Here is a 21,219-nt window from a genome sequence, read left to right as displayed (position 1 = left end):
GGCTGAGCCGGCAGGTCAGGGCTTGCGGGCGGCGACCGGCGCGGCATCGACCGACGAGGCGCTCTTGACAGCGGCACGGGTGGAGACGGTTCCGGCGACCACGATCACCGCGAGCGCCCACCACAGATACGAACCCCCCGCCAGCTGGCGCCACAGGGGCGCCGCGGTCTCACGGTGCACCGGCAGCAGCGTGATCGGCGTCCACACCATCAGCGCCACTCCCAGCGCTGACACCACACCCAGCGCGACATGACGCAGGCGCACCGCCAGCACAGCTGACACCAGCACCGTCGGTAGCGCCCACACCCAGTGGTGTGACCATGACACCGGCGAGACCATCAGACCGAACATCGCCACGCAGATCAGTGCCAGCACCGGCTGTCCGGCGCGCAGGGCCCGGCGGGCGGCCCACACGGTCAGGCCGAGCACCGCGAAGCACGCGATCGTCCACAGCAGGAATCTTTCGCCTTCCCCGAGGCCCAGCCGGGCCAATGCGCCCGCGATGTTCTGGTTGGTGTTCAGCGTCGCGGGGCCGATGCGGCCGGTGTTGCCGACCGTCTGGGTCCAGTACTCCCAGGAGTCGCGCCACGCGAACGCGAACCCGGCCAGCGTCGCGACCGCCGCCGATGCCGCGGTGATCAACAGCGCGCGGGTGTCGCGGCGCAGCAGGAAGTACAGCAGGAACACCGCCGGCGTCAGCTTCAGCGCGATCGCGAGACCGAGCAGCATGCCCCGCGGCCATGGGGTTCTGCGCGGGACGCAGTCGGCGATCACCAACGTCATCAGCACCACGTTGATCTGGCCGAAGTCGAAGTTCGACCGGATCGGCTCGAGATAGATCACTGCGGGCGCCACGACGGCCGCAGCCAGCCAGCACCGCCGGACCCACGCCGGCTCACCGGTGATCCGGGTCGTCGACCACACCTCCAGCCGCGTCAGCAGGATCACCGTCGACACCAGCAGCAGGAGCAGCGTGGTCACGGTGATGGCCGCGCTGGCACCGCCCAGCGACAACAATGCGAAAGGGGCGAACAGCACGGCCGCCAGCGGCGGATAGGTGAAGGGCAGGTCAACGCCGCTCTGGGTGTAGAACTCGGTTTCGTCGGCGTAGAGGCGCTGCCCGTCGAGCCAAGCCTGTCCACCCATGCGGTAGACGTCGATGTCGATGCGGTAGGGGGTCTGCCCGAGCAGCCGCCAACCCGCCCACAGCAACGCCGCGGCGGTCATCAGCTGAAACAGCCGCCATGCCAGCGTTGGCCCCCAACCGGCCGCTCCCGGCGACCGCCACGTACTCATTGCGCAGAGACTATCGCTGCCCACCGGCGCGTCTGCGGGTATCCCGGCATGGACACGCGCAGGTCGGCGTAAGTTCTCTGAGTGCGCCCGACCCTGGACCTCGACCTCGGATTCTCGACCGACATCCCGCCGTCGCGGTTGCCGCTGGTCTGCTGCCTGGTGGCGTTCATCCTGACGTTCTTTGTGACCCGCACGATCGTGCGGTACATCCGCAGCCAGGCGGACAGCGACACCCCCCGCAAGTGGTGGCAACCCCGCAACATCTCCGGCGGCGGTGGCCTGCATATCCATCACGTGGTGATCGGTGTGGTCCTGGTCATGATCTCCGGGGTGGCCATGGTGACGCTGGCCGTCGACGGGGGAGTGCCCGAGTTCACGGCCGCGTCCATCCTTTTCGGTATCGGCGCTGCGCTGGTGCTCGACGAGTTCGCGTTGATCCTGCATCTGTCCGATGTGTACTGGGCGGAGGACGGGCGGACCTCGGTTGATGCGGTGTTCGTCGCCGTCGCGGTCGCCGGGCTGCTGATCCTGGGGTTCAGCCCGCTGTCGTTCTTCGACATCGACATCTGGCGCAGCGATCAGTCCGTGGTCGCGCGGACCATCGTGGTCGTGGTGGCGCTCCTGACGCTGGGCCTCGCGGTGATCGTGTTGCTCAAGGGCAAGGTCTGGACCGGTCTGGTGGGCATGTTCATCACCCCGCTGTTGGTCGTCGGTGCGATCCGGTTGTCCCGGCCGCATGCGCCATGGGCGCGGTGGCGTTACACCAATCGCCCGCGCAAGATGCACCGGGCGCTGGAGCGCGAGCGGTGGCTGCGCCGGCCTGTCGTCCAGGCCAAGCTGTGGTTGCAGGACGCGATTGCGGGGATGCCGAAATTCCCCGACGATGCCAAGGTTGACGAACAACTCGACCGCGAGATCCACGCAGCGCCCGCCCCCCTCGATCGCGGCCCCGTCAGTGAGGAAGTCACATAACTGTGCGGTACTTCTACGACACCGAGTTCATCGACAACGGCTACACCATCGAGTTGATCTCGATCGGCGTGGCGGCCGAGGACGGGCGCGAATACTATGCGATCTCAACCGAATTCGATCCCGAGCGGGCCGGCAGCTGGGTACGCAAACACGTACTTCCCAAGCTGCCCTCGCCGGCGTCTCCGCTGTGGCGTTCGCGCCGGCAGATCCGCGCCGAGCTCGAGGACTTCCTGGGGATCGACGGCGACGAGCCGATCGAGCTGTGGGCGTGGGTCGGCGCCTACGACCACGTGGTGCTGTGCCAGCTGTGGGGACCGATGACGGATCTGCCGCCCGCGATCCCGCGCTTCACCCGTGAGTTGCGGCAGTTCTGGGAGGAGCACGGCTGCCCGCGGATGCCGCCGCGCCCGCGCGACGCTCACGATGCGCTCGTCGACGCCAAACACAACCTGTACCGGTACCAGTTGATCACCGGCGGCTGAGCTTGACCGCAGACGGCTGCCCAGGCGTGAAAAGCGGTTTTGAGCCGCGGTTACGATGGACGGGTGAATTGGACCGTCGACGTACCCATCGACCAGCTGCCGGACCTTCCGCCGCTGCCCGAGGACCTGCGGCAACGGCTGGACGCGGCGCTCGCCAGGCCGGCCCTGCAGCAGCCGAGTTGGCCTGCGGACCAGGCAAAGGCGATGCGCACGGTGCTGGAGAGCGTCCCACCGGTCACCGTGCCGTCCGAGATCGAGCGGCTCAAATCCCACCTCGCCGACGTCGCGCGGGGAAAGGCGTTCCTGCTGCAGGGCGGTGACTGCGCCGAGACGTTCGTCGACAACACCGAACCGCACATCCGAGCCAACATCCGCACGTTGCTGCAGATGGCGGTGGTGCTGACGTACGGGGCGAGCACACCGGTGGTGAAGGTAGCGCGGATCGCCGGGCAGTACGCCAAACCGCGTTCGGCCGACATCGACGCGCTGGGCCTGCGCTCCTACCGGGGGGACATGATCAACGGGTTCGCCCCCGACGCCGCCGTGCGTGAGCACGACGCCTCGCGGCTGGTGCGGGCTTACGCCAACGCCAGCGCGGCGATGAACCTGGTGCGGGCGCTGACCTCGTCGGGGATGGCGTCGCTGCAGAAGGTCCACGACTGGAACCGCGAATTCGTCAGGACCTCGCCCGCCGGGGCGCGTTACGAGGCGCTGGCCGGTGAGATCGACCGCGGACTGCGCTTCATGGGCGCCTGCGGCGTGGACGACCGCAACCTGCAGACCGCCGAGATCTACGCCAGCCACGAGGCACTGGTGCTGGACTACGAGCGCGCGATGTTGAGGATGGATGTTCCCGATGCGGACGCAGAAAATCCCAGTCCCAAGCTCTACGACCTGTCGGCGCACTACGTGTGGATCGGTGAACGCACCCGGCAACTCGACGGCGCCCATGTCGCGTTCGCCGAGGTGATCGCCAACCCCATCGGCGTGAAGATCGGCCCGTCCACGTCGCCCGAGTTGGCGGTGGAGTACGTCGAGCGGCTCGATCCGAACAACGAACCCGGCCGGCTGACCCTGGTCAGCCGGATGGGCAACGGCAAGGTGCGCGACGTGCTGCCGGCGATCATCGAGAAGGTGCAGGCCTCCGGGCATCAGGTCATCTGGCAGTGCGATCCGATGCACGGCAACACCCACGAGTCGTCGACCGGCTACAAGACACGTCACTTCGACCGCATCGTCGACGAGGTTCAGGGTTTCTTCGAGGTGCATCACTCGCTGGGCACCCATCCCGGCGGCATCCACGTCGAGATCACCGGCGAGAACGTCACCGAGTGTCTCGGTGGCGCACAGGACATCTCCGACACCGACCTCGCCGGTCGCTACGAGACGGCCTGCGATCCGCGGCTGAACACCCAGCAGTCGCTGGAGTTGGCGTTCCTGGTCGCGGAGATGTTGCGGGACTGATCGTCGCGGAGCGGTTCAGAGCAGCGCGCTGAGGTTGCTGCCCAGTGCCCAGGCTCCGGCGGCGGTCAGGCCGGCCAGGGTGATGATCGCGACGACCCAGAAGAACAGCACCCGCTTGGCGCGCTGCCGCGCCCAGTGGAACTCTGACAGCTCGATCCCGGCGAATCGCCCCGTGAAGGGCTGGTATTCGTCGTCGTCCTGGTCATAGTCGACCGCAGGAAGCTCGTCGCGGGTGAACACCCTGGTATGCCGGTGCCCCGACGGGGGGCCGGGATGCTTGTCCAGGCCGTCGGTGGGGCCGGGGTCAGCCGCCGGAACGATCGCGGAGGCGTGCAGCGCGGAGTTCCGCGGGGCGGGCACCCGGAACTGGGGCAGGCCGAGCACCCGGGCGGCGGTGTCGAGCTCGTCGAGCATCTCGCCGGCGTCGGCGTATCGTTCCGCCGGGTCGCGCGCGGTGGCGGTGTGGACCAGCTCGTCGAATTGCCGCGGCACGCCCCCGATTGCAGTGCTGGGCGGCGGAACGTCGTGGTCGAGTCGCTGGTAGGCGACCGCCAGCGTGGTGTCTCCGGTGAACGGGGTGGCGCCGGTCAGCAGTTCGTAGATCAGGACGCCGACGGCGTAGACATCGCCCCGGGAATCGGTGTCACCGGTGCTCACCTGCTCGGGCGACAGATACGCGGCCGTGCCCAGGATGACGCTGTTGGAGGTGATCTTGGCCTCGGCGACGGCCCGGACCAGCCCGAAGTCGGCGATCTTGACCTCGCCGTCGTCGCTGATCAGGATGTTCTCCGGCTTGATGTCGCGATGCACCAGACCGGCGCGGTGCGCTGCGGCCAGCCCGCCGAGCACCGGCCGCAGCACGGCGGTGACGGCGTGCGGGGGCATCGGACCGCGCTCCCGGAGAAGCTCCCGCAGCGTGCCGCCCTCGATCAGCTCCATCACCAGGAAGGGGTGCCGACCGTCGATGCCCTGGTCGTGAACCGCCACCAGACCGGGGTTCTTCAGTCGGGCGACTGCCCGGGCTTCGCGCTGGAAGCGGGTCAGGAAATGCTCGTCGCCGGCATAGCGGGTGTCCATGATCTTGATCGCCACCGGACGGTCCAGCCGAAGATCCAGCCCGCGGTACACCCCGGACATGCCTCCGGTCGCGATCAGCGTGTCCACCCGGTACCTACCGTCCAGCACGGACCCGGTGAGCGGGTCGGCGGGCTGATAGGTCTCCACCGGACACATGTTACGAGCCGGATCCCCGGCGGCCCGCCATCCGCCGGCCGGACGCCGGGTGGACCTAGACTCAGTGCGGTGAGCAGCATTCCGACTGCCGATGACATCCTGGACCCCGACGAGCCCGTCTACGACCTGTCCACCGTGGCGGATCTGCTGGGCGTAGCGGTGACCAAGGTGCATCAGCATCTCCGAGAGCGACATCTGATCGCGGTCCGCCGCGCGAAGACCGTCGTCGTGCCCAAGATCTTCTTCGACGAATCCGGGCAGGTGGTCAAGAGTCTGTCCGGGTTACTGGTCGTGCTGCACGACGGGGGATTCGGCGACACCGAGATCGTGCGGTGGTTGTTCACGCCGGACCCGTCGCTGACGATCACCCGAGACGGGTCCACCGAGTCACAGGTCAACGCCCGCCCGGTGGATGCGTTGCACTCGCATCAGGCGCGTGAGGTGGTTCGTCGCGCGCAGGCGATGGCGTACTGACCGGCTCGCCGGTCGTGGTGGAACTGACCGGCTCGGCTCGCCGGTCCTGGCGAAGCCAGTACCACGCACCGGCCGCGCACGCGGTGGCCAGCAGCACATGGGCCCACGAGTACATCCCGTGGGCGCCGTCGGGCTTCCAGATCACGGTGATCCACGTCGACAGCCCGGCGATGAGGGCGATCGCCTGCCGGGACTGCGCCAGCGCAGCAGCCACCGCCAGCGGCCAGGTGTAATACCACGGCAGCGCGGCGGGCACGAACAGCACCACCACGGCCATCAGCAGCGCGATCCCCATCAGCGCGTCCCGGTCGGTGCGCCGGAACCGCCACCACAGCAGCGGCGCCGAGACCGCGATCACCGCGATCCCGATGATGCGGGTGGTCTCGAGAACCGCGTAGAAGTTCACCGGCAGGAACAGCCCGAAGAACGCGTTGATCAGGTTCGCCGTCGCGGTGGGCACCGTCAGCCAGTTGATGATCTTGACCGACCCGGCGAGTGCGGTCAGCCAGCCCAGCCCGACGCCGGCCACCAGCGACAGGACTGCGAACACCGCGACGAAGATCACCAGCGACCCAGCTGTGGCCGCGGCGAACGCCTTCGCCGGACCCAGGCCGCGGCGATCACGAAGGCCGCGTGCCCACACCCACACCATGAACGGGAGTGCCAGCCCCGCCGTGGCTTTCACCGCGACAGCCACCGCGATCAGGCCGACGCCCGACACGTGGTGACCGCGAAACGACAGCGCGATGCCCGCCATCATCAACCCGACCATCAGCATCTCGTTGTGCACGCCGCCCATCAGGTGGACGATCACCAGCGGGTTCAGCACGCAGATCCACAGCGCCGCCGCCCCGCTGGCGCCCACGTGGCGGGCCACCTTGGGGGCCGCCCAGATCAGCAGTGCCAGACCCGGCAGCATGCACAACCGCAACAGCATCGTCCCGGCGACGACGTCGTCACCGACCACCATGGTGACGAACTTCGCGACCAGGATGAACGCCGGTCCGTACGGCGCGGTGGTTGTGGTCCAGATCGGACTCACGTTGTCCAGCAGCGAGTTCGGGTTGTCGATCGGCCCGACGAGATACGGGTCGAAGCCGTCGCGCAGCAGCGCGCCCTGGGCCAGGTAGGAGTAGGTGTCGCGACTGAACACCGGAACGCTGAGCAGCAGCGGGGCCAGCCAGAATCCGGTGGTGACGACCATCGTGTACTCGCTGGCGGTGCGGTCGATCACCCGACGGCCCAGCCACAGCCAGGCCATCAGCATCAGCGCCACACCCACCCACAGCAGCGCCGAGGACAGCACAAGCCCGTGCCCGAACCGCAACCACGACAGATGCATCGACTCCAGCACCGGATCGTGCAGCCGGGTGCTCCCCGCGCCGAGCCCACCGGCCGTGATCAGCGCGGCGCCGAGCGCCCCGACCAGAGCGGGCCGGGCGTCGGGGGACCGGGTGAACTCTCCGAGGCGTGCGAGCTGCGAGAAGATCTGCGAGAAGGTCGCTGACAGACCGGGTCTCGGGGTCTGGGCCGGCGCGGGCGTCGTCATGCTCCTATGCGGTCCGGTTCGCGGCCAATCTGGCGAGTTCGGCCAGTCCGGACTTGGCGCCGGCGTCGATCGGTGCGGCGTTGAGGATCTCCAGCGCGCGGCGGGTCAACGTGGTGATCCTGTCCTCGACCGCGGCGAGCGCGCCCACCGACTCGATCGCCAGGCAGACCTCCTTGACCTGGGTGTCCGACAGCTCGGTGCCCACCGACGTGCGAAGCAGCTTGGCGGCAATCGGGTCGCGCTTCTCGGCGAGCTCGATCGCCTCGGCCAACAACACGGTGCGCTTGCCGGAGCGCAGATCGTCCCCCGAGGGCTTGCCGGTCACGGCGGGGTCGCCGAACACGCCGAGCACATCGTCGCGTAGCTGGAACGCCACGCCCAGGCTGGTGCCCACCTCGTGGAAAGCCTCGAGGATCTCCGGGCAGTCCGCGGCAGCCGCGGCGCCGAGCTGCAGCGGCCGGGAGATCGTGTACGAGGCCGTCTTGTAGATGTTCACGGTCAGCGCCGAGGCCACCGTTTCCGCGCCGCTGGATTCGGCCACGATGTCGAGATACTGCCCGCCGAGCACCTCGGTGCGGATCGCCGCCCACACCCGTTGGACCCGGCGGTGGGCGGGCACGTCGAGTTCGGCGGTCGCGACGATGTCGTCGGCCCAGACCAGGGCCAGATCACCGAGCAGGATCGCTGCCGACAAACCGAACTGCTCCGGCGAGCCGAGCCAGTTGTTGCCGCGATGCCGTTCGGTGAAGATCCGGTGCACCGTGGGCAGCCCGCGCCGGGTGGCGGAGGCGTCGATGACGTCGTCGTGCACGAGTGCGCAGGCATGCAACAGTTCCAGTGCCGAGAAAAGGCGGAGCACACCGGGGTCCGGTTCGGTGCCCGCCACCGCCCGCCAGCCCCAATAGGCGAAAGCCGGGCGCAGGCGCTTGCCGCCGCGAAGGACGAACTCTTCGACGGCCTCGGTCAGCACTGCATAGTCGGCGCCGATGTATGCGGCGTCGCGGCGGCGCTCACGAAGGTAGCCCCGTAGTTGTTCGGTGACGGCTGCGGCCAGTTCGACGGCCGACGGTGCCGCTGCATCCACGCTCAGCGGGCGCCCCTTTCCATGTCGTCGCAAGATCGTCGTCGTCGCAAGTCCGTCCCACTCTGGCCCCGAGTGTCTTCAGAGTAGAGCCTGAGAATGAAGTTGTAGCAAGTCAGGTTGCCAGTGTGGTGCGGTCTGCGCAGCTACTGCGCGTCGGCGGGTTCTTCGCCGGGGCGCGACGAGCTGTCCCGGGTGGTGTAGGCGAGCGCCCCGATGATGCCGGCGACGATGAACGATGCGACCCCGAGCCAGATGGCGGCGACGGTGAACGAGCGCGCGCTGGGGTCGGTGTAACGGGCCTGAGCATTCATCGTGCTGACCACTCCGGGCTGCAGTTCCCATTCGACGATCTCGGCGGCGATCTGGTCACCGTTGGTCGAGGTCACCTCGCCGGGGAACGACACGCTCAGCGACACGTCGGCGTCCGGATCGCTCAGCGAGGTCAGATCGGCGCGGCCTTCCAGGATCACCAGGTCGCCGGCTCGCCGCAGCGAGATGTCGACGCCGGCAGCGTCCCGGTTCATGCTCGCCAACTGGGGGAGTTCGGCGAACGTGAGGTCCGAGAACACCGCCTGGGATCCGACGTAGTCGTCTCGGCTGTACTCGGACACGGCGACCTTCTGCGCGAACGGCAGGCTGTTGAGCAGCTGCGGGCCCTTGTCGTCGCCGTCGCGGGCGATCGCCGCCGCGATGATCTGGCCCGACACCCGGTCATCCGGCGACACCGTGAGGGACGTCCTGATCCGGACGCACCCGATCATTGAGGGTGCCGTCACCAACAGCAGCAAAAACAACGCGAGGAAGCGCTTGCGGGTGCGGTGACGGGTCGGCACCTGGTCATCGTGCCAGACGAGGCGCGTCGGGGCGCCGTGTGGAGCGCTACAGCGGCAACGAGCGTCCCAGGATTGCGAAAGCCCGAGGATCGCCCGCGAAGTAGTAGCTGCGTATCACGTCGGTGAAGCCGAGCCGGCGATACAGCCGCCAGGCGCGGTTGGCCTCCCCGTTGATCTCCGGGGTGGACAGCAGGACGTGCTGCTCGCCGCGGTTGTCGAGCAGCCGCCGGATCAGCGCCTCGCCCAGCCCGCGGCCCTGGGCACGCGGGTGGATGTGGAGCTCGGTGAGCTCGAAATAGCTGGTCATCAGATTGGCGATGTCCGCCTGATCGGCGCCGTTGCGTCGCAGCCCGGCGACGACCTGCTGCTGCCACCATTGGTCCGGGGCGCCGCAGTAGCCGTAGGCGACGCCGACCATGGGTGCCGCGGTCAGCGCGCCTGTGCCGGCACCGTCGTTGCCGTCGAGGGCCGCGGAGTCATCGATGGCAGCGACGGCCTTCCAGCCCCGCCTGCGGGTGTGTTCGAGCCACATCGACGCTCGCTGATCCTCGGTGCCCCGGGGGTATCGCATCGCGTCGACGTACACCGCCAGCGCGTCGCTGAGCCGATGCGCCATATCGCTGGGCGACAGATCGATGAGGGTTGTCAACGATCTGATACCTCCCGGTGGGTGAAATGTGTGACGCCACCATTATCCGGTGAGCGAGGTGCTGGGTTCCAGCGGCGGCGCACGTCATAGAATCGGCCTACGAACAAGGTGGTACGGGTCAGATTCACCTCGTATCATTACTGTTAAGTGCGCAGTCACATGCGCACACTCACTTTCGAACGACAGCGACGACCCCACGGCAAAGGGAGGGACGAATGCCACTCTCCGATCATGAGCAGCGCATGCTCGACCAGATCGAGAGCGCGCTTTATGCCGAGGACCCCAAGTTCGCGTCAAGCGTTCGTGGTGGAAATCTGCGGACACCCTCGACACGCCGTCGCCTGCAGGGTGCCGCGCTCTTCGTCGCCGGTCTGGCGATGCTCGTGTCGGGTGTGGCGTTCAAGGCCACCATGATCGGGAGCTTCCCGATCCTGTCGGTGTTCGGCTTCATCATCATGTTCGGCGGTGTGGTTTTTGCCATCACCGGGCCCCGTACCAGCGGAAAGGGCGCAGCGCCTGCCGACACCGCGGCCCCCCGCCAGAAGCGTGCCAAGGGTGGCGGCTCGTTCACCAGCCGCATGGAAGACCGGTTCCGCCGGCGCTTCGACGAGTAAACGTCTCTCCGAGTCAGGGGCAGTCCGTAAGGGCTGCCCCTTCTTTTTTGCCCCACTGCGCCCCACCTGACGCCCGAGGTCGGTCATAGCGCTGTGAGCTGTGATTTTCTGCCCTCCGGATGCCGATGAACCGGTCATCGGTGCGTGCTGTCCCGCGCAACGAGGGTGGATCGTGGGGGCTGGAGGGAAATGCAGGGCAAGATTTGGCGCAAGGTGGGGGATTGTGGGGTAAAGTGGCGGACAACGGAGCGACCGGGGTTCCGTTGAGCGAGACTCGAGCGAGGTCTGCGAGGTGGCGAGATGTTCTTCGGCACCTACACACCACGGCTCGACGACAAGGGGCGGCTGACGTTGCCCGCCAAGTTCCGAGACGCACTGGCAGGAGGGTTGATGGTCACCAAGAGCCAAGATCACAGCCTGGCTGTCCATCCGCGTGCGGAGTTCGAGGCGATGGTCGCTGACATTTCCGGCAAGGCCAAGCGGGGCAACCCGCAGGCGCGTGCTTACCTGCGCAACCTGGCAGCGAGCACCGACGAGCAGTACCCCGATGCCCAAGGCCGCATCACGCTCTCCGCAGAACATCGCCGCTACGCAAACCTCTCCAAGGACTGCGTGGTGACCGGTTCGATCGGGTTCCTGGAGATCTGGGACGCCCAGGCATGGCACGACTACCAGGAACTTCACGAAGAGAACTTCTCCGCGGCCAGCGATGAAGCACTCGGCGACATTCTCTGATCTGGCCACTGGCCCGCAGGCCCGTGCAGTGTGGCCTCTGCCCGACCCGGCCCTGACGTACTTCCCCGACGTCAGGTTCGCGCACTCGGGCAGGGACCTCACTGCAGGGGCCGCTCCAACCCCACAGGGTGCTGCGATGGTGGATGACGAGCCCCATATCCCGGTGTTGCTCGACCGGTGCGTCGAGTTGCTCGCCCCGGCGCTGACCCGAACGGACTCCGACGGGACAGGTGCCACCCTGGTGGATGCCACCCTCGGCGCCGGGGGGCATGCCGAACGATTCCTCACCCAGTTTCCCGGTCTGCGGCTGATCGGCCTGGACCGCGACCCCGATGCCCTGAAGATCGCCGGCAACCGTCTCGCGCCGTTCGCCGACCGGGTGACGTTGGTGCACGCCCGCTACGACGACATGGCCACCGTCATCAACGACACGACCGTCGGTGACACCGGCATCGACGGGATCCTGTTCGACCTGGGCGTGTCATCGATGCAGCTCGACCGGCCGGAGCGCGGCTTCTCCTACTCGACGGACGCGCCGCTGGACATGCGGATGGGCATGCGGGAGGGGCCGGAAGCCGATCTGACGGCCGCCGACATCCTGAACACGTTCGACGAGAAAGCCCTGACGCGACTGCTCCGTGAGTTCGGCGAGGAGCGCTTCGCCGGCCGCATCGCCCGTCACATCGTGCGGCGTCGCGCCGTCACCCCGTTCTCCAGGACCGGTGAGCTGGTCGAGCTGCTCTACCAAGCGATTCCGGCCCCGGCACGGCGCACCGGGGGGCACCCGGCGAAGCGGACCTTCCAGGCGCTGCGCATCGCGGTCAACGCCGAGCTGGAGTCGCTGCGCACCGCCCTCCCGGTGGCGATGGCGGCGCTGCGCCCGGGAGGCCGGATCGTCGTGATGGCCTACCAGTCGCTGGAGGACCGGATCGTCAAGACCGAGTTCGCCGCGGCAACCGCGTCCCGGACACCACCAGGACTGCCGGTCGAACTGCCCGGGTACGAGCCCGAATTCGTCACACTGACGCGCGGCGCCGAACGGGCCGGGTCCGACGAGACAGAACGCAATCCGCGAAGCGCCCCGGTTCGGCTGCGTGCGCTGCAACGAGTGGGGGGGAATCAGCAGCGATGAAGGAAAAGCGGCCTGGACGCGACGCTGCGTCGAAGAAGAAGGCCCCCAAGCGAGGTGCTCGCGGGTCGGCGCGCGAGACGAAGCGGATGGCCGACGCGCCCCCGCGCAGGCGCAAGCCGACACGCGAGCACGAGGTTCGCCCGCAGCGCTCGGTGCCGCAGACCAGCCCGGTACGGCGTCCGGCGACCAACCCGGCGCGGCCGAAGAATGCCAGCCAGGCCAAAGCGCGCTCCAAGGCCCGCAAGGCCAAGGCGCCCAAGGTTGTTCGCACTCCGCTGCGCCAGCGGATTCTGATCAGGCTCGCCTCGACAGACCTTCGTCCCCGCACGCTGGTCGCACGGGTTCCGTTCGTCGTCCTGATCATCGCCGCCCTGGGCACCGGTCTGGGCGTGACGCTGTGGTTGTCCACCGACGCCGCCGAGCGTTCCTACCAGCTCGGCAATGCCCGCCAGGTCAATCAGGCTCTGATGCAACAGAAAGAGGCTCTCGAACGCGACGTCCTCGAAGCCCAGGCCGCCCCGGCACTGGCCGAGGCCGCGCGGGAACTGGGCATGATCCCGTCCCGCGACACCGCGCACCTCGTGCAGGATCCGGCGGGCAACTGGGTTGTCGTCGGTACCCCCAAGCCCGCCGAAGGGGTGCCGCCCCCGCCGCTGAACACCCCACTGCCCGATCCGGTCCCGGCGCCGCCCGCGCAGCGAGTGGTCGAACCGCTCGAGGTGCCGGTGCGGATCCCCGCCGCCCGCCCCGAAGTACCCGGGGCGGCGCTACCCGTCCCGGCCGCGCCCGGGGTACCTCCGGCGGCCGCGCCCGGGGTACCGCTGGCGGCACCGCCGGGTGCCGAGGTGCCGCACGTCGTGTCCGGGCAGCAGTTGCCGGGGCCCATGCCCGCGATGCCGCCGGCGGCACCGGCCACCGGGGTGGAGCCACCGGTCTACCAGCCGGCCGAGCCGCTGCGTGCCGGTCCGTTGCCCCAGCAGCCGGGGGTCGCGACCGCGCCGGGCGCCCCGGTGGGCGCTGAACAACTCGCACCCGNGGCGCCGCTGCCGGGACCGCCGGCATGACCCGCGAGCCAGGTCGGCGGGAGCGCGGGACCACGTCGGGCAAGTCCGCACGACCGGCGGGCTCGGCCAGAGCGCCGAAGACACCGCCCAGCCAGGAGCGCTCGGCCAGAGCGCGGCGCTCCCGGCAGGCAGCGCCCCAGAACGGGCTGCGCAGCGCATCTTTCGTGTTCCGGCACCGCGCCGGCAACGCGGCGATCTTCCTGCTGCTGGTGGTGGCCGCGGCCCAGTTGTTCACCCTGCAGGTGCCACGCGCCGAGGGGCTGCGCGCCGAGGCGGCGGGTCAGCTGAAGGTCACCGATATCGACGCAGCGCTGCGCGGCGCGATCGTCGACCGCAACAACGACAAACTGGCGTTCACCATCGAGGCGCGCGCGTTGACGTTCCAGCCGGTCAAGGTGCGCAAGGAGTTGGAGGAAGCGGCCCAGAAGGCGCAGCAGCAGGGCTCTGATGCACCTGACCCGAACGAGCGGCTGCGCGACATCGCTGCCGAGGTGGCCTCCCGGCTGGGCAACAAGCCGGACAGTGCCACCGTGCTCAAGAAGCTGCGCAGCAACGAGACCTTCGTCTACCTCGCCCGGGCCGTCGATCCTGCGATCGCCGAGGCCATCACCAGCGAGTTCCCCGAGGTCGGCTCGGAGCGTCAGGACCTGCGCCAGTATCCGGGCGGGGTGCTGGCGGCCAACATCGTCGGCGGCATCGACTGGGACGGGCACGGCCTGCTCGGCCTGGAGGATTCGCTGGACTCGGTGCTGGCCGGCACCGACGGTTCGGTCACCTACGACCGCGGCTCTGACGGGGTGGTGATCCCGGGTAGCTACCGCAACCGCCACGACGCGGTGAACGGGTCGAACGTGGTGCTGACCATCGACGACGACATCCAGTTCTACGTGCAGCAGCAGGTGCAGCTGGCCAAGGACCGGTCCGGTGCCAAGAACGCCTCGGCCGTCGTCCTGGACGCCAAAACCGGTGAGGTGCTGGCCATGTCGAACGACAACACGTTCGACCCCTCCCAGGAGCTCAGCCGCCAGCAGGAGCGCGAGCTGGGCAACCTGTCGGTGTCCTCGCCGTTCGAGCCTGGCTCGGTGAACAAGATCGTCACCGCGGCGTCGGTGATCGAGTTCGGGCTGTCCAACCCCGACGAGGTGCTGCAGGTGCCCGGGTCGATCAACATGGGCGGGGTCACGGTCGGCGACGCGTGGGACCACGGGGTGATGCCGTACACCACGACCGGCGTGTTCGGAAAATCCTCCAACGTCGGCACGCTGATGCTGGCCCAACGCATCGGGCCGGAACGGTATGCGGACATGCTGCGCAAGTTCGGCCTGGGCCAGCGCACCGATGTGGGCCTCCCCGGTGAGAGTGCCGGTCTGGTTCCCCCGATCGACCAGTGGTCCGGCAGCACCTTCTCCAACCTGCCGATCGGCCAGGGGCTTTCGATGACTCTGCTGCAGATGACCGGGATGTACCAGGCCATCGCCAACGACGGGGTGCGCATCCCGCCCCGGATCGTCAAGGCGACGGTCGCGTCCGACAGCACCCGCACCGAGGAACCCAGGCCCGACGGCGTGCGGGTGGTGTCGGCGGAGACCGCCCGTACCGTGCGCGACATGTTCCGCTCGGTCGTGCAGCGTGACCCGCGTGGCATCCAGCAGGGCACCGGCCCGCAGGCCGCGGTCGATGGGTACCAGATCGCCGGCAAGACCGGTACCGCCCAGCAGATCAACCCGGGCTGCGGCTGCTACTACGACGACGTCTACTGGATCACCTTCGCAGGGATGGCGCCGGCCGACGACCCGCGCTACGTGGTCGGTGTGATGCTCGACGCTCCGCACCGAGCCGCCGACGGCTCGCCCGGATCGTCGGGTGCTCCGCTGTTCCACGAGATCGCATCCTGGTTGTTGCAACGGGAGAACGTTCCGCTGTCGGCGGATCCGGGTGCGCCGCTTACCCTCCAGGCTGGGTGAGCCACTTCAGGCCGGCTGAGCCGAACAACGAGGCCGGTACTGTGTCAAGGCCATGAATCTGCGCCCCTCACATCCTGTCGGTCTGCCGCTCGTCGCGGTGGCCGATCTGGTGGCCGGTCTGTCCCTGGGCCCGTCGACGTCCGCTCTCCGGGTCACCGGCGTGACCCTTCGCGGGCAGGACGCCCAGCCCGGTGATCTGTTCGCGGCGTTACCCGGGGCGACGGCGCACGGTGCCCGGTTCGCCGCCGACGCGGTCGCCCGCGGCGCGGTCGCGGTGCTGACCGATCAGGAAGGTGTGGCGCAGGTCGCCGGCCCGGACGGTGCGCTGGGAGTTCCGGTGCTGGTACACCCGACGCCGCGGGCGGTGCTCGGGGAGGTGGCGGCCGCTGTGTACGGCCACCCGTCACAACACCTGCGCGTCATCGGGGTCACCGGCACCTCCGGCAAGACCACGACGGCGTATCTGGTCGAGGCAGGCCTGCAAGCGGCCGGCCGGGTGGCCGGGTTGATCGGCACCGTCGGTGTGCGCATCGGTGGCCGCGACCAGCCGAGCGGGCTGACCACCCCGGAAGCTCCGGACCTGCAGGCGCTGCTGGCGGTGATGGTCGAGCAGGGGGTGGACACCGTCGTGATGGAGGTGTCCAGCCACGCGCTCACCCTGGGCCGCGTCGACGGCGTGTCGTTCGCGGTCGGCGGGTTCACCAACCTGTCCCGTGACCATCTGGACTTCCACCAGTCGATGGAGGATTACTTCGAGGCCAAGGCGCGACTGTTCGACCCTCAGGCGCCGACCCACGCCGAGGTGTCGGTGGTATGCATCGACGACGAGTGGGGCCGCGCGATGGCGAAGCGGGCTCACCGCGTGGTGACGGTGAGCGTGACCCAACCGGCCGACTGGGCCGTCGACGCGATCACCCCCGGCGAGGGCGGCTCCCAGGACTTTTTTGCCGTGGATCCGGCCGGTGTCCATCACGGATTGCAGATCGGACTGCCGGGCGGATACAACGTGGCCAACGGGCTGCTGGCAGTGGCGCTGCTCGACGCCGTCGACGTGTCACCCGAGCAGGCGGCGCCGGGACTTCGAACTGCCACGGTGCCGGGCCGTCTGGAGGCGGTGCACCGTGGGCAGCCGTTCCTCGCCCTTGTCGACTACGCGCACAAGCCCGGTGCGTTGCGGGCGGTGCTGCACACCCTGCGCCGACAGGGTGAGGGCCGGCTCGCCGTGGTTTTCGGCGCCGGCGGTAACCGTGACCGGGGCAAGCGCGAACCGATGGGGGAGGTGGCGGGCGAACTGGCCGACCTGGTGGTGGTGACCGACGACAATCCGCGCGACGAGGACCCGGCGGCCATCCGTGCGGCGATCATGAAGGGCGCAAGCACAGTCGGAGCCGCCGGTCGAGCCGAGGTCGTGGAGATCGGGGATCGGCGCCGGGCGATCGATCATGCGGTGGCCTGGGCCAGACCCGGCGACATCGTGCTGATCGCAGGGAAGGGACACGAGGCGGGCCAGACCAGCCGGGGCCGGACTCGCCCGTTCGACGACCGCGACGAGCTGGCCGGTGCACTGGAGGCCCTGACGTCCCCGCACCGGGCGCCTGACGATGCGGAGCCGGACGCATGATCGAGCTGTCGCTGGCCCGGATCGCCGAGATCGTCGGGGGCCGCCTCGACGGCCTCGACGCCGACGAGGCCGCTACCACGTACGTCACCGGCACCGTCGAGTTCGACTCACGTGCCGTGACGCCGGGCGGGATGTTCCTGGCGTTGCCTGGTGAGCGTTCCGACGGGCACGACTTCGCGGCGGCGGCGATCGCAGCGGGCGCGGTGGCGGTGCTGTCGGCCCGCCCGGTCGGTGTGCCCGCGATCGTCATGGAGCCGGTCGAACCGACGGGCGCGTCCCCCGGCATCTCCGGTGTCCTCGAGCACGACGCCGACGGCTCCGGTGCCGCGGTGCTCGCGGCGCTGGCCAAGCTCGCGGCCGCCGTCGCCGCGGAGCTGACGGCGGGCGGGCTGACGATCGTCGGCATCACCGGTTCGTCAGGTAAGACGTCGACCAAGGATCTGATCGCCGCAGTGCTCGCGCCCTTGGGGGAGGTGATCGCCCCGCCGGGTTCGTTCAACAACGAACTCGGTCACCCGTGGACGGTGCTGCGGGCCACTCGATCCACTGATTACCTGGTGCTGGAGATGTCGGCGCGGCATCCGGGCAACATCGCCGCACTGGCCCGCATCGCTCCGCCGTCGATCGGCGTGGTGCTGAACGTCGGCACCGCCCACCTCGGCGAGTTCGGATCGCGCGAAGTGATCGCCGCCACCAAATCTGAGCTGCCCCAAGCAGTTCCGGCTTCGGGAGTGGTGATCCTCAACGCCGACGACCCGATGGTGGCGGCGATGGCCGAGACCACCGCGGCACGCGTGGTGCGGGTCTCGCGCTCGCCCGGTGCGGACCTGTGGGCCGGCGACGCCACCCTCGACGAGTTGGCCCGGCCCCGGTTCACGCTGCACGCCGGCGGTGCCCGGGTCCCTGTCTCCCTCGCCGTGCACGGCGATCATCAGGTGTCCAACGCGCTGTGCGCGGCGGCCGTCGCACTGGAGTGTGGCGCCGACCTGCAACAGGTGTCCGCCGCGCTCGCCGCCGCGGGCCCGGCCTCCCGGCAGCGCATGCAGGTCTGCACCCGCAGCGACGGTGTCACGGTCATCAACGACGCCTACAACGCCAACCCCGAGTCGATGCGCGCCGGCCTCAAGGCGCTGGCGTGGATGAGCCGGGGTGGGGCGCCCAAACGCCGAACCTGGGCGGTATTGGGAGGGATGGCCGAACTCGGCGACGACGCGATAACCGAGCATGACCGCATCGGAAGACTGGCGGTGCGATTAGATGTGTCACGACTCATCGTCGTCGGAACCGGGAGGCCTATGAGCGCCATGCTCAACGGGGCGGTCATGGAGGGATCGTGGGGAGCCGAGGCCACCGCGGTCGCCGACGCCGACGCCGCCCTGGACCTGCTGCGTGCCGAGCTTCGGGCCGGTGATGTGGTGCTGGTGAAGGCGTCCAACGCTGCCGGGCTGGGAGCGCTGGCCGATGCGCTGGTGGCCGATGTCCCCGGTGCCGGGGAGGGCGATCGATGAGGCAGATACTCATCGCAGTCGCGATCGCGCTGGCGGTGTCGATACTTCTGACGCCGGTGCTGATCAGGGTGTTCACCCGGCAGGGCTTCGGTCACGAGATCCGTGAGGACGGCCCGCCGAGCCACCACAAGAAGCGCGGCACCCCGTCGATGGGCGGCGTGGCGATCATCGCCGGCATCTGGGCCAGCTATCTGGGCACCCATCTGGTGGGCGTGCTGATCGACGGCAAGGGCCCGTCGGCGTCCGGGCTGCTGGTGCTCGGGCTGGTGACGGCGCTGGGCGCCGTCGGGTTCGCCGACGACATGATCAAGATCCGGCGCGCCCGCAACCTCGGATTGAACAAGACCGCCAAGACCGTGGGGATCCTCGTCGCCGCCGTGCTGTTCGGCGTGCTGGCCCTGCAGTTCCGCAACGCCGACGGATTGACCCCGGGCAGCGCCGAGCTCTCCTACGTGCGCGAGATCGCGACGGTCACGCTGGCGCCCGCCATCTTCGTGCTGTTCTGCGTGGTGATCGTCAGCGCGTGGTCGAACGCGGTGAACTTCACCGACGGGCTGGACGGACTGGCGGCCGGAGCGATGGCGATGGTGTGTGCCGCCTACGTGCTCATCACGTTCTGGCAATTCCGCAATGCCTGCGCAACCAGCCCCGGGGTGGGTTGTTACAACGTGCGTGATCCCCTCGACCTCGCGATCGTCGCGGCGGCCACCGCGGGGGCGTGCATCGGGTTCCTGTGGTGGAACGCCGCGCCGGCCAAGATCTTCATGGGTGACACGGGCTCGCTGGCCTTGGGCGGCATCATCGCCGGCCTGTCGGTCACCAGCCGGACCGAGATGCTCGCCGTGGTGCTCGGTGCGCTGTTCGTCGCCGAGGTGACCTCGGTGGTCGTGCAGATCATGGCCTTCCGCACCACCGGACGCAGGGTGTTCCGGATGGCGCCGTTCCATCACCATTTCGAGCTGGTGGGCTGGGCCGAGACCACGGTGATCATTCGTTTCTGGCTGCTGACGGCGATCGCGTGCGGTCTCGGGGTGGCGCTCTTCTACAGCGAGTGGTTGACCACCGTTGGTGCTTGAGGACGTCGGCCCGGGTCTGTCGGGCGGCTCCCGGGTCCTGGTGGCGGGCGCCGGTGTCACCGGCCGCGCCGTGCTCACCGTGCTCGCTCCGCTGGGGGTGCGGGCGACGCTCACCGATGACAGCCCGACGGCGCTGACCTCGTTCGCCCAGCAGGGTGTCGCGGTGCTGGACTCGGCGGCGGCCGTCGAGCAGATGACCGGCTTCGAGCTCGTGGTCACCAGCCCCGGGTTCCCGGCCACCGCGCCGGTGCTGGCGGCAGCGGCCGCCGCGGGCGTCCCGATCTGGGGTGACGTGGAACTTGCCTGGCGGCTGGACCAATCGGGCCGGTACGGCGCGCCACGGCAGTGGCTGGTGGTCACCGGCACCAACGGCAAGACCACGACGACGTCGATGCTGTTCGCCATGCTCGAGGCGGCGGGAATCCGCGCGGCGTTGTGCGGCAACATCGGCGAACCGGTACTCGACGTACTCGATCAGCCGGCCGACGTGTTCGCCGTCGAGCTGTCCAGCTTCCAGTTGCACTGGGCGCCGTCGTTGCGCCCGACCGCAGGGGCAGTGCTCAACATCGCCGAGGACCACTTGGACTGGCACGGCTCGATGCAGGCATACGCGCAGGCCAAAGCCCGTGCGCTGACCGGGGCGGTGGCTGTCGGTGGGCTGGACGACGCCACCGCGGCCGCGCTGCTGGACGCGGCGCCGGCTCCGATGAAGGTGGGTTTCCGGTCGGGGAAGCCCGGACCGGGTGAGGTCGGGGTGCGTGACGGCGCCTTGGTGGACAACGCGTTCGCGCACGGACTGGTGCTGGCCGACGTGGACAGCATCACGGCGGCGGGCCCGGTGGGCGTGCTCAACGCGCTGGCCGCCGCCTGCCTGGCCCGTGCGGTCGACGTGCCGGCCACGGCGATCGCCGACGCGCTCGCGACGTTCCGGGTGGGCCGGCACCGCGCCGAGACCGTCGCCGTCGCCGACGGCGTCACCTACGTCGACGATTCCAAGGCCACCAACCCGCACGCCGCGCAGGCCTCGGTCAGCGCCTATCCCCGGGTGGTGTGGGTGGCCGGGGGGCTGCTCAAGGGCGCCTCGGTCGACGAGATGGTCGCGGCGACAGCCGATCGGCTGGCCGGTGCGGTGCTGATCGGCCGGGACCGGGCGGTCGTCGGTGAGGCGTTATCGCGACACGCACCGGATGTCCCCGTCGTGGAGCTAGTGGCAGGAGAGGATTCTGGGGTGCCTGTGAAAGCTGATTCAATTGGGTCAGGTGTTACTCATGTGACTCGAGTAGTCGATGTTGGTGGTCGACCGATGGCAGACGCGGTGATGACCGCTGTCGTCGAGGCCGCCCGAGGCCTGGCCCGGCCGGGGGACACCGTGCTGCTCGCCCCGGCAGGCGCTTCGTTCGATCAGTTCAGCGGCTACGGCCACCGCGGAGACTCGTTCGCCGCGGCCGTCCGCGCCGCGCTCGGGTAAC

19 protein-coding genes are annotated in these 21,219 nt (G+C 69.1%); 13 read left to right on the top strand and 6 right to left on the bottom strand.

The window, feature by feature from the left end:
- Positions 1 to 15: 15 nt before the first annotated feature.
- The gene (locus BEMPMBAN_RS24415; protein WP_159233845.1) at positions 16 to 1,296 is read right to left on the bottom strand and encodes a glycosyltransferase 87 family protein; all 1,281 of its coding nucleotides are present in this window, start codon (positions 1,294 to 1,296) and stop codon (positions 16 to 18) included.
- Positions 1,297 to 1,377: 81 nt separating this feature from the next.
- Here BEMPMBAN_RS24415 and BEMPMBAN_RS24410 point away from each other — a divergent pair, with 81 nt between their 5' ends.
- The 3 genes from BEMPMBAN_RS24410 (at position 1,378) to BEMPMBAN_RS24400 (ending at position 4,214) form a co-directional block, all read left to right on the top strand.
- Entirely contained in the window at positions 1,378 to 2,268 is an 891-nt protein-coding gene (locus BEMPMBAN_RS24410) for a hypothetical protein (RefSeq protein WP_159233844.1), read from the top strand.
- Between the two features lie 2 nt (positions 2,269 to 2,270).
- Complete coding sequence (locus BEMPMBAN_RS24405; RefSeq protein WP_159233843.1) at positions 2,271 to 2,750, top strand: polyadenylate-specific 3'-exoribonuclease AS; 480 nt, start codon at positions 2,271 to 2,273, stop codon at positions 2,748 to 2,750.
- A 63-nt stretch (positions 2,751 to 2,813) separates the two neighbouring features.
- Positions 2,814 to 4,214: a class II 3-deoxy-7-phosphoheptulonate synthase gene (locus BEMPMBAN_RS24400; RefSeq protein WP_159233842.1), complete on the top strand. Its 1,401-nt coding sequence runs from the start codon at positions 2,814 to 2,816 to the stop codon at positions 4,212 to 4,214.
- A 15-nt stretch (positions 4,215 to 4,229) separates the two neighbouring features.
- On the opposite strand, the gene BEMPMBAN_RS24395 is transcribed toward BEMPMBAN_RS24400, so the two are convergent.
- Positions 4,230 to 5,447: a protein kinase domain-containing protein gene (locus tag BEMPMBAN_RS24395; RefSeq protein ID WP_159233841.1), complete on the bottom strand. Its 1,218-nt coding sequence runs from the start codon at positions 5,445 to 5,447 to the stop codon at positions 4,230 to 4,232.
- Positions 5,448 to 5,516: 69 nt separating this feature from the next.
- Between BEMPMBAN_RS24395 and BEMPMBAN_RS24390 the strand changes: the two genes are divergently transcribed.
- Entirely contained in the window at positions 5,517 to 5,921 is a 405-nt protein-coding gene (locus BEMPMBAN_RS24390; protein WP_159233840.1) for an Rv2175c family DNA-binding protein, read from the top strand.
- On the opposite strand, the gene BEMPMBAN_RS24385 is transcribed toward BEMPMBAN_RS24390, so the two are convergent.
- From BEMPMBAN_RS24385 to BEMPMBAN_RS24370, 4 genes are all read right to left on the bottom strand, one after another.
- Entirely contained in the window at positions 5,842 to 7,470 is a 1,629-nt protein-coding gene (locus BEMPMBAN_RS24385; RefSeq protein ID WP_159233839.1) for an alpha-(1->6)-mannopyranosyltransferase A, read from the bottom strand. The genes BEMPMBAN_RS24390 and BEMPMBAN_RS24385 overlap by 80 nt on opposite strands.
- Positions 7,471 to 7,474: 4 nt before the next feature.
- Positions 7,475 to 8,554, bottom strand: a complete 1,080-nt coding sequence (gene idsA2, locus BEMPMBAN_RS24380) for a bifunctional (2E,6E)-farnesyl/geranyl diphosphate synthase (RefSeq protein WP_159233838.1) — start codon at positions 8,552 to 8,554, stop codon at positions 7,475 to 7,477.
- Between the two features lie 143 nt (positions 8,555 to 8,697).
- Positions 8,698 to 9,387, bottom strand: a complete 690-nt coding sequence (locus BEMPMBAN_RS24375) for an LppM family (lipo)protein (RefSeq protein WP_159233837.1) — start codon at positions 9,385 to 9,387, stop codon at positions 8,698 to 8,700.
- Positions 9,388 to 9,433: 46 nt separating this feature from the next.
- Complete coding sequence (locus BEMPMBAN_RS24370) at positions 9,434 to 10,003, bottom strand: GNAT family N-acetyltransferase (protein WP_200846108.1); 570 nt, start codon at positions 10,001 to 10,003, stop codon at positions 9,434 to 9,436.
- Positions 10,004 to 10,251: 248 nt separating this feature from the next.
- On the opposite strand from BEMPMBAN_RS24370, the gene BEMPMBAN_RS24365 reads away from it, so the two are divergent.
- From BEMPMBAN_RS24365 to murD, 9 genes are all read left to right on the top strand, one after another.
- The gene (locus BEMPMBAN_RS24365; protein ID WP_159233836.1) at positions 10,252 to 10,650 is read left to right on the top strand and encodes an SCO2097 family morphological protein; all 399 of its coding nucleotides are present in this window, start codon (positions 10,252 to 10,254) and stop codon (positions 10,648 to 10,650) included.
- A gap of 300 nt (positions 10,651 to 10,950) precedes the next feature.
- Positions 10,951 to 11,385 (top strand): division/cell wall cluster transcriptional repressor MraZ, encoded by a 435-nt coding sequence (locus tag BEMPMBAN_RS24360; protein ID WP_159233835.1) that lies wholly within the window; start codon positions 10,951 to 10,953, stop codon positions 11,383 to 11,385.
- Entirely contained in the window at positions 11,360 to 12,517 is a 1,158-nt protein-coding gene (gene rsmH / locus BEMPMBAN_RS24355; protein ID WP_159233834.1) for a 16S rRNA (cytosine(1402)-N(4))-methyltransferase RsmH, read from the top strand. Before BEMPMBAN_RS24360 ends, rsmH begins: the two co-directional genes overlap by 26 nt.
- Positions 12,514 to 13,581 carry a cell division protein FtsL gene (gene ftsL / locus BEMPMBAN_RS24350; RefSeq protein WP_200846106.1) on the top strand — a complete coding sequence of 356 codons (1,068 nt, stop codon included), beginning with the start codon at positions 12,514 to 12,516 and terminating at the stop codon, positions 13,579 to 13,581. Before rsmH ends, ftsL begins: the two co-directional genes overlap by 4 nt.
- A complete protein-coding gene (locus BEMPMBAN_RS24345; RefSeq protein WP_159233833.1) occupies positions 13,578 to 15,545 on the top strand; it encodes a peptidoglycan D,D-transpeptidase FtsI family protein in 1,968 nt (655 codons plus the stop codon). The genes ftsL and BEMPMBAN_RS24345 overlap by 4 nt, the downstream gene beginning before the upstream one ends.
- Before the next feature lie 52 nt (positions 15,546 to 15,597).
- On the top strand, positions 15,598 to 17,166 hold the full coding sequence (locus BEMPMBAN_RS24340) for a UDP-N-acetylmuramoyl-L-alanyl-D-glutamate--2,6-diaminopimelate ligase (RefSeq protein WP_159233832.1): 1,569 nt from the start codon (positions 15,598 to 15,600) through the stop codon (positions 17,164 to 17,166).
- Positions 17,163 to 18,674 (top strand): UDP-N-acetylmuramoyl-tripeptide--D-alanyl-D-alanine ligase, encoded by a 1,512-nt coding sequence (locus BEMPMBAN_RS24335; RefSeq protein ID WP_159233831.1) that lies wholly within the window; start codon positions 17,163 to 17,165, stop codon positions 18,672 to 18,674. Before BEMPMBAN_RS24340 ends, BEMPMBAN_RS24335 begins: the two co-directional genes overlap by 4 nt.
- Positions 18,671 to 19,750, top strand: a complete 1,080-nt coding sequence (gene mraY, locus BEMPMBAN_RS24330) for a phospho-N-acetylmuramoyl-pentapeptide-transferase (protein WP_159233830.1) — start codon at positions 18,671 to 18,673, stop codon at positions 19,748 to 19,750. Before BEMPMBAN_RS24335 ends, mraY begins: the two co-directional genes overlap by 4 nt.
- Entirely contained in the window at positions 19,743 to 21,218 is a 1,476-nt protein-coding gene (gene murD, locus BEMPMBAN_RS24325; protein ID WP_200846105.1) for a UDP-N-acetylmuramoyl-L-alanine--D-glutamate ligase, read from the top strand. Before mraY ends, murD begins: the two co-directional genes overlap by 8 nt.
- The last annotated feature ends 1 nt before the right edge of the window (position 21,219 follow it).

The sequence above is a fragment of the Mycolicibacterium austroafricanum genome, from assembly GCF_902705885.1.
Lineage (GTDB): Bacteria > Actinomycetota > Actinomycetes > Mycobacteriales > Mycobacteriaceae > Mycobacterium > Mycobacterium vanbaalenii_A.
This window is presented reverse-complemented; position numbering and strand designations above follow the sequence as displayed.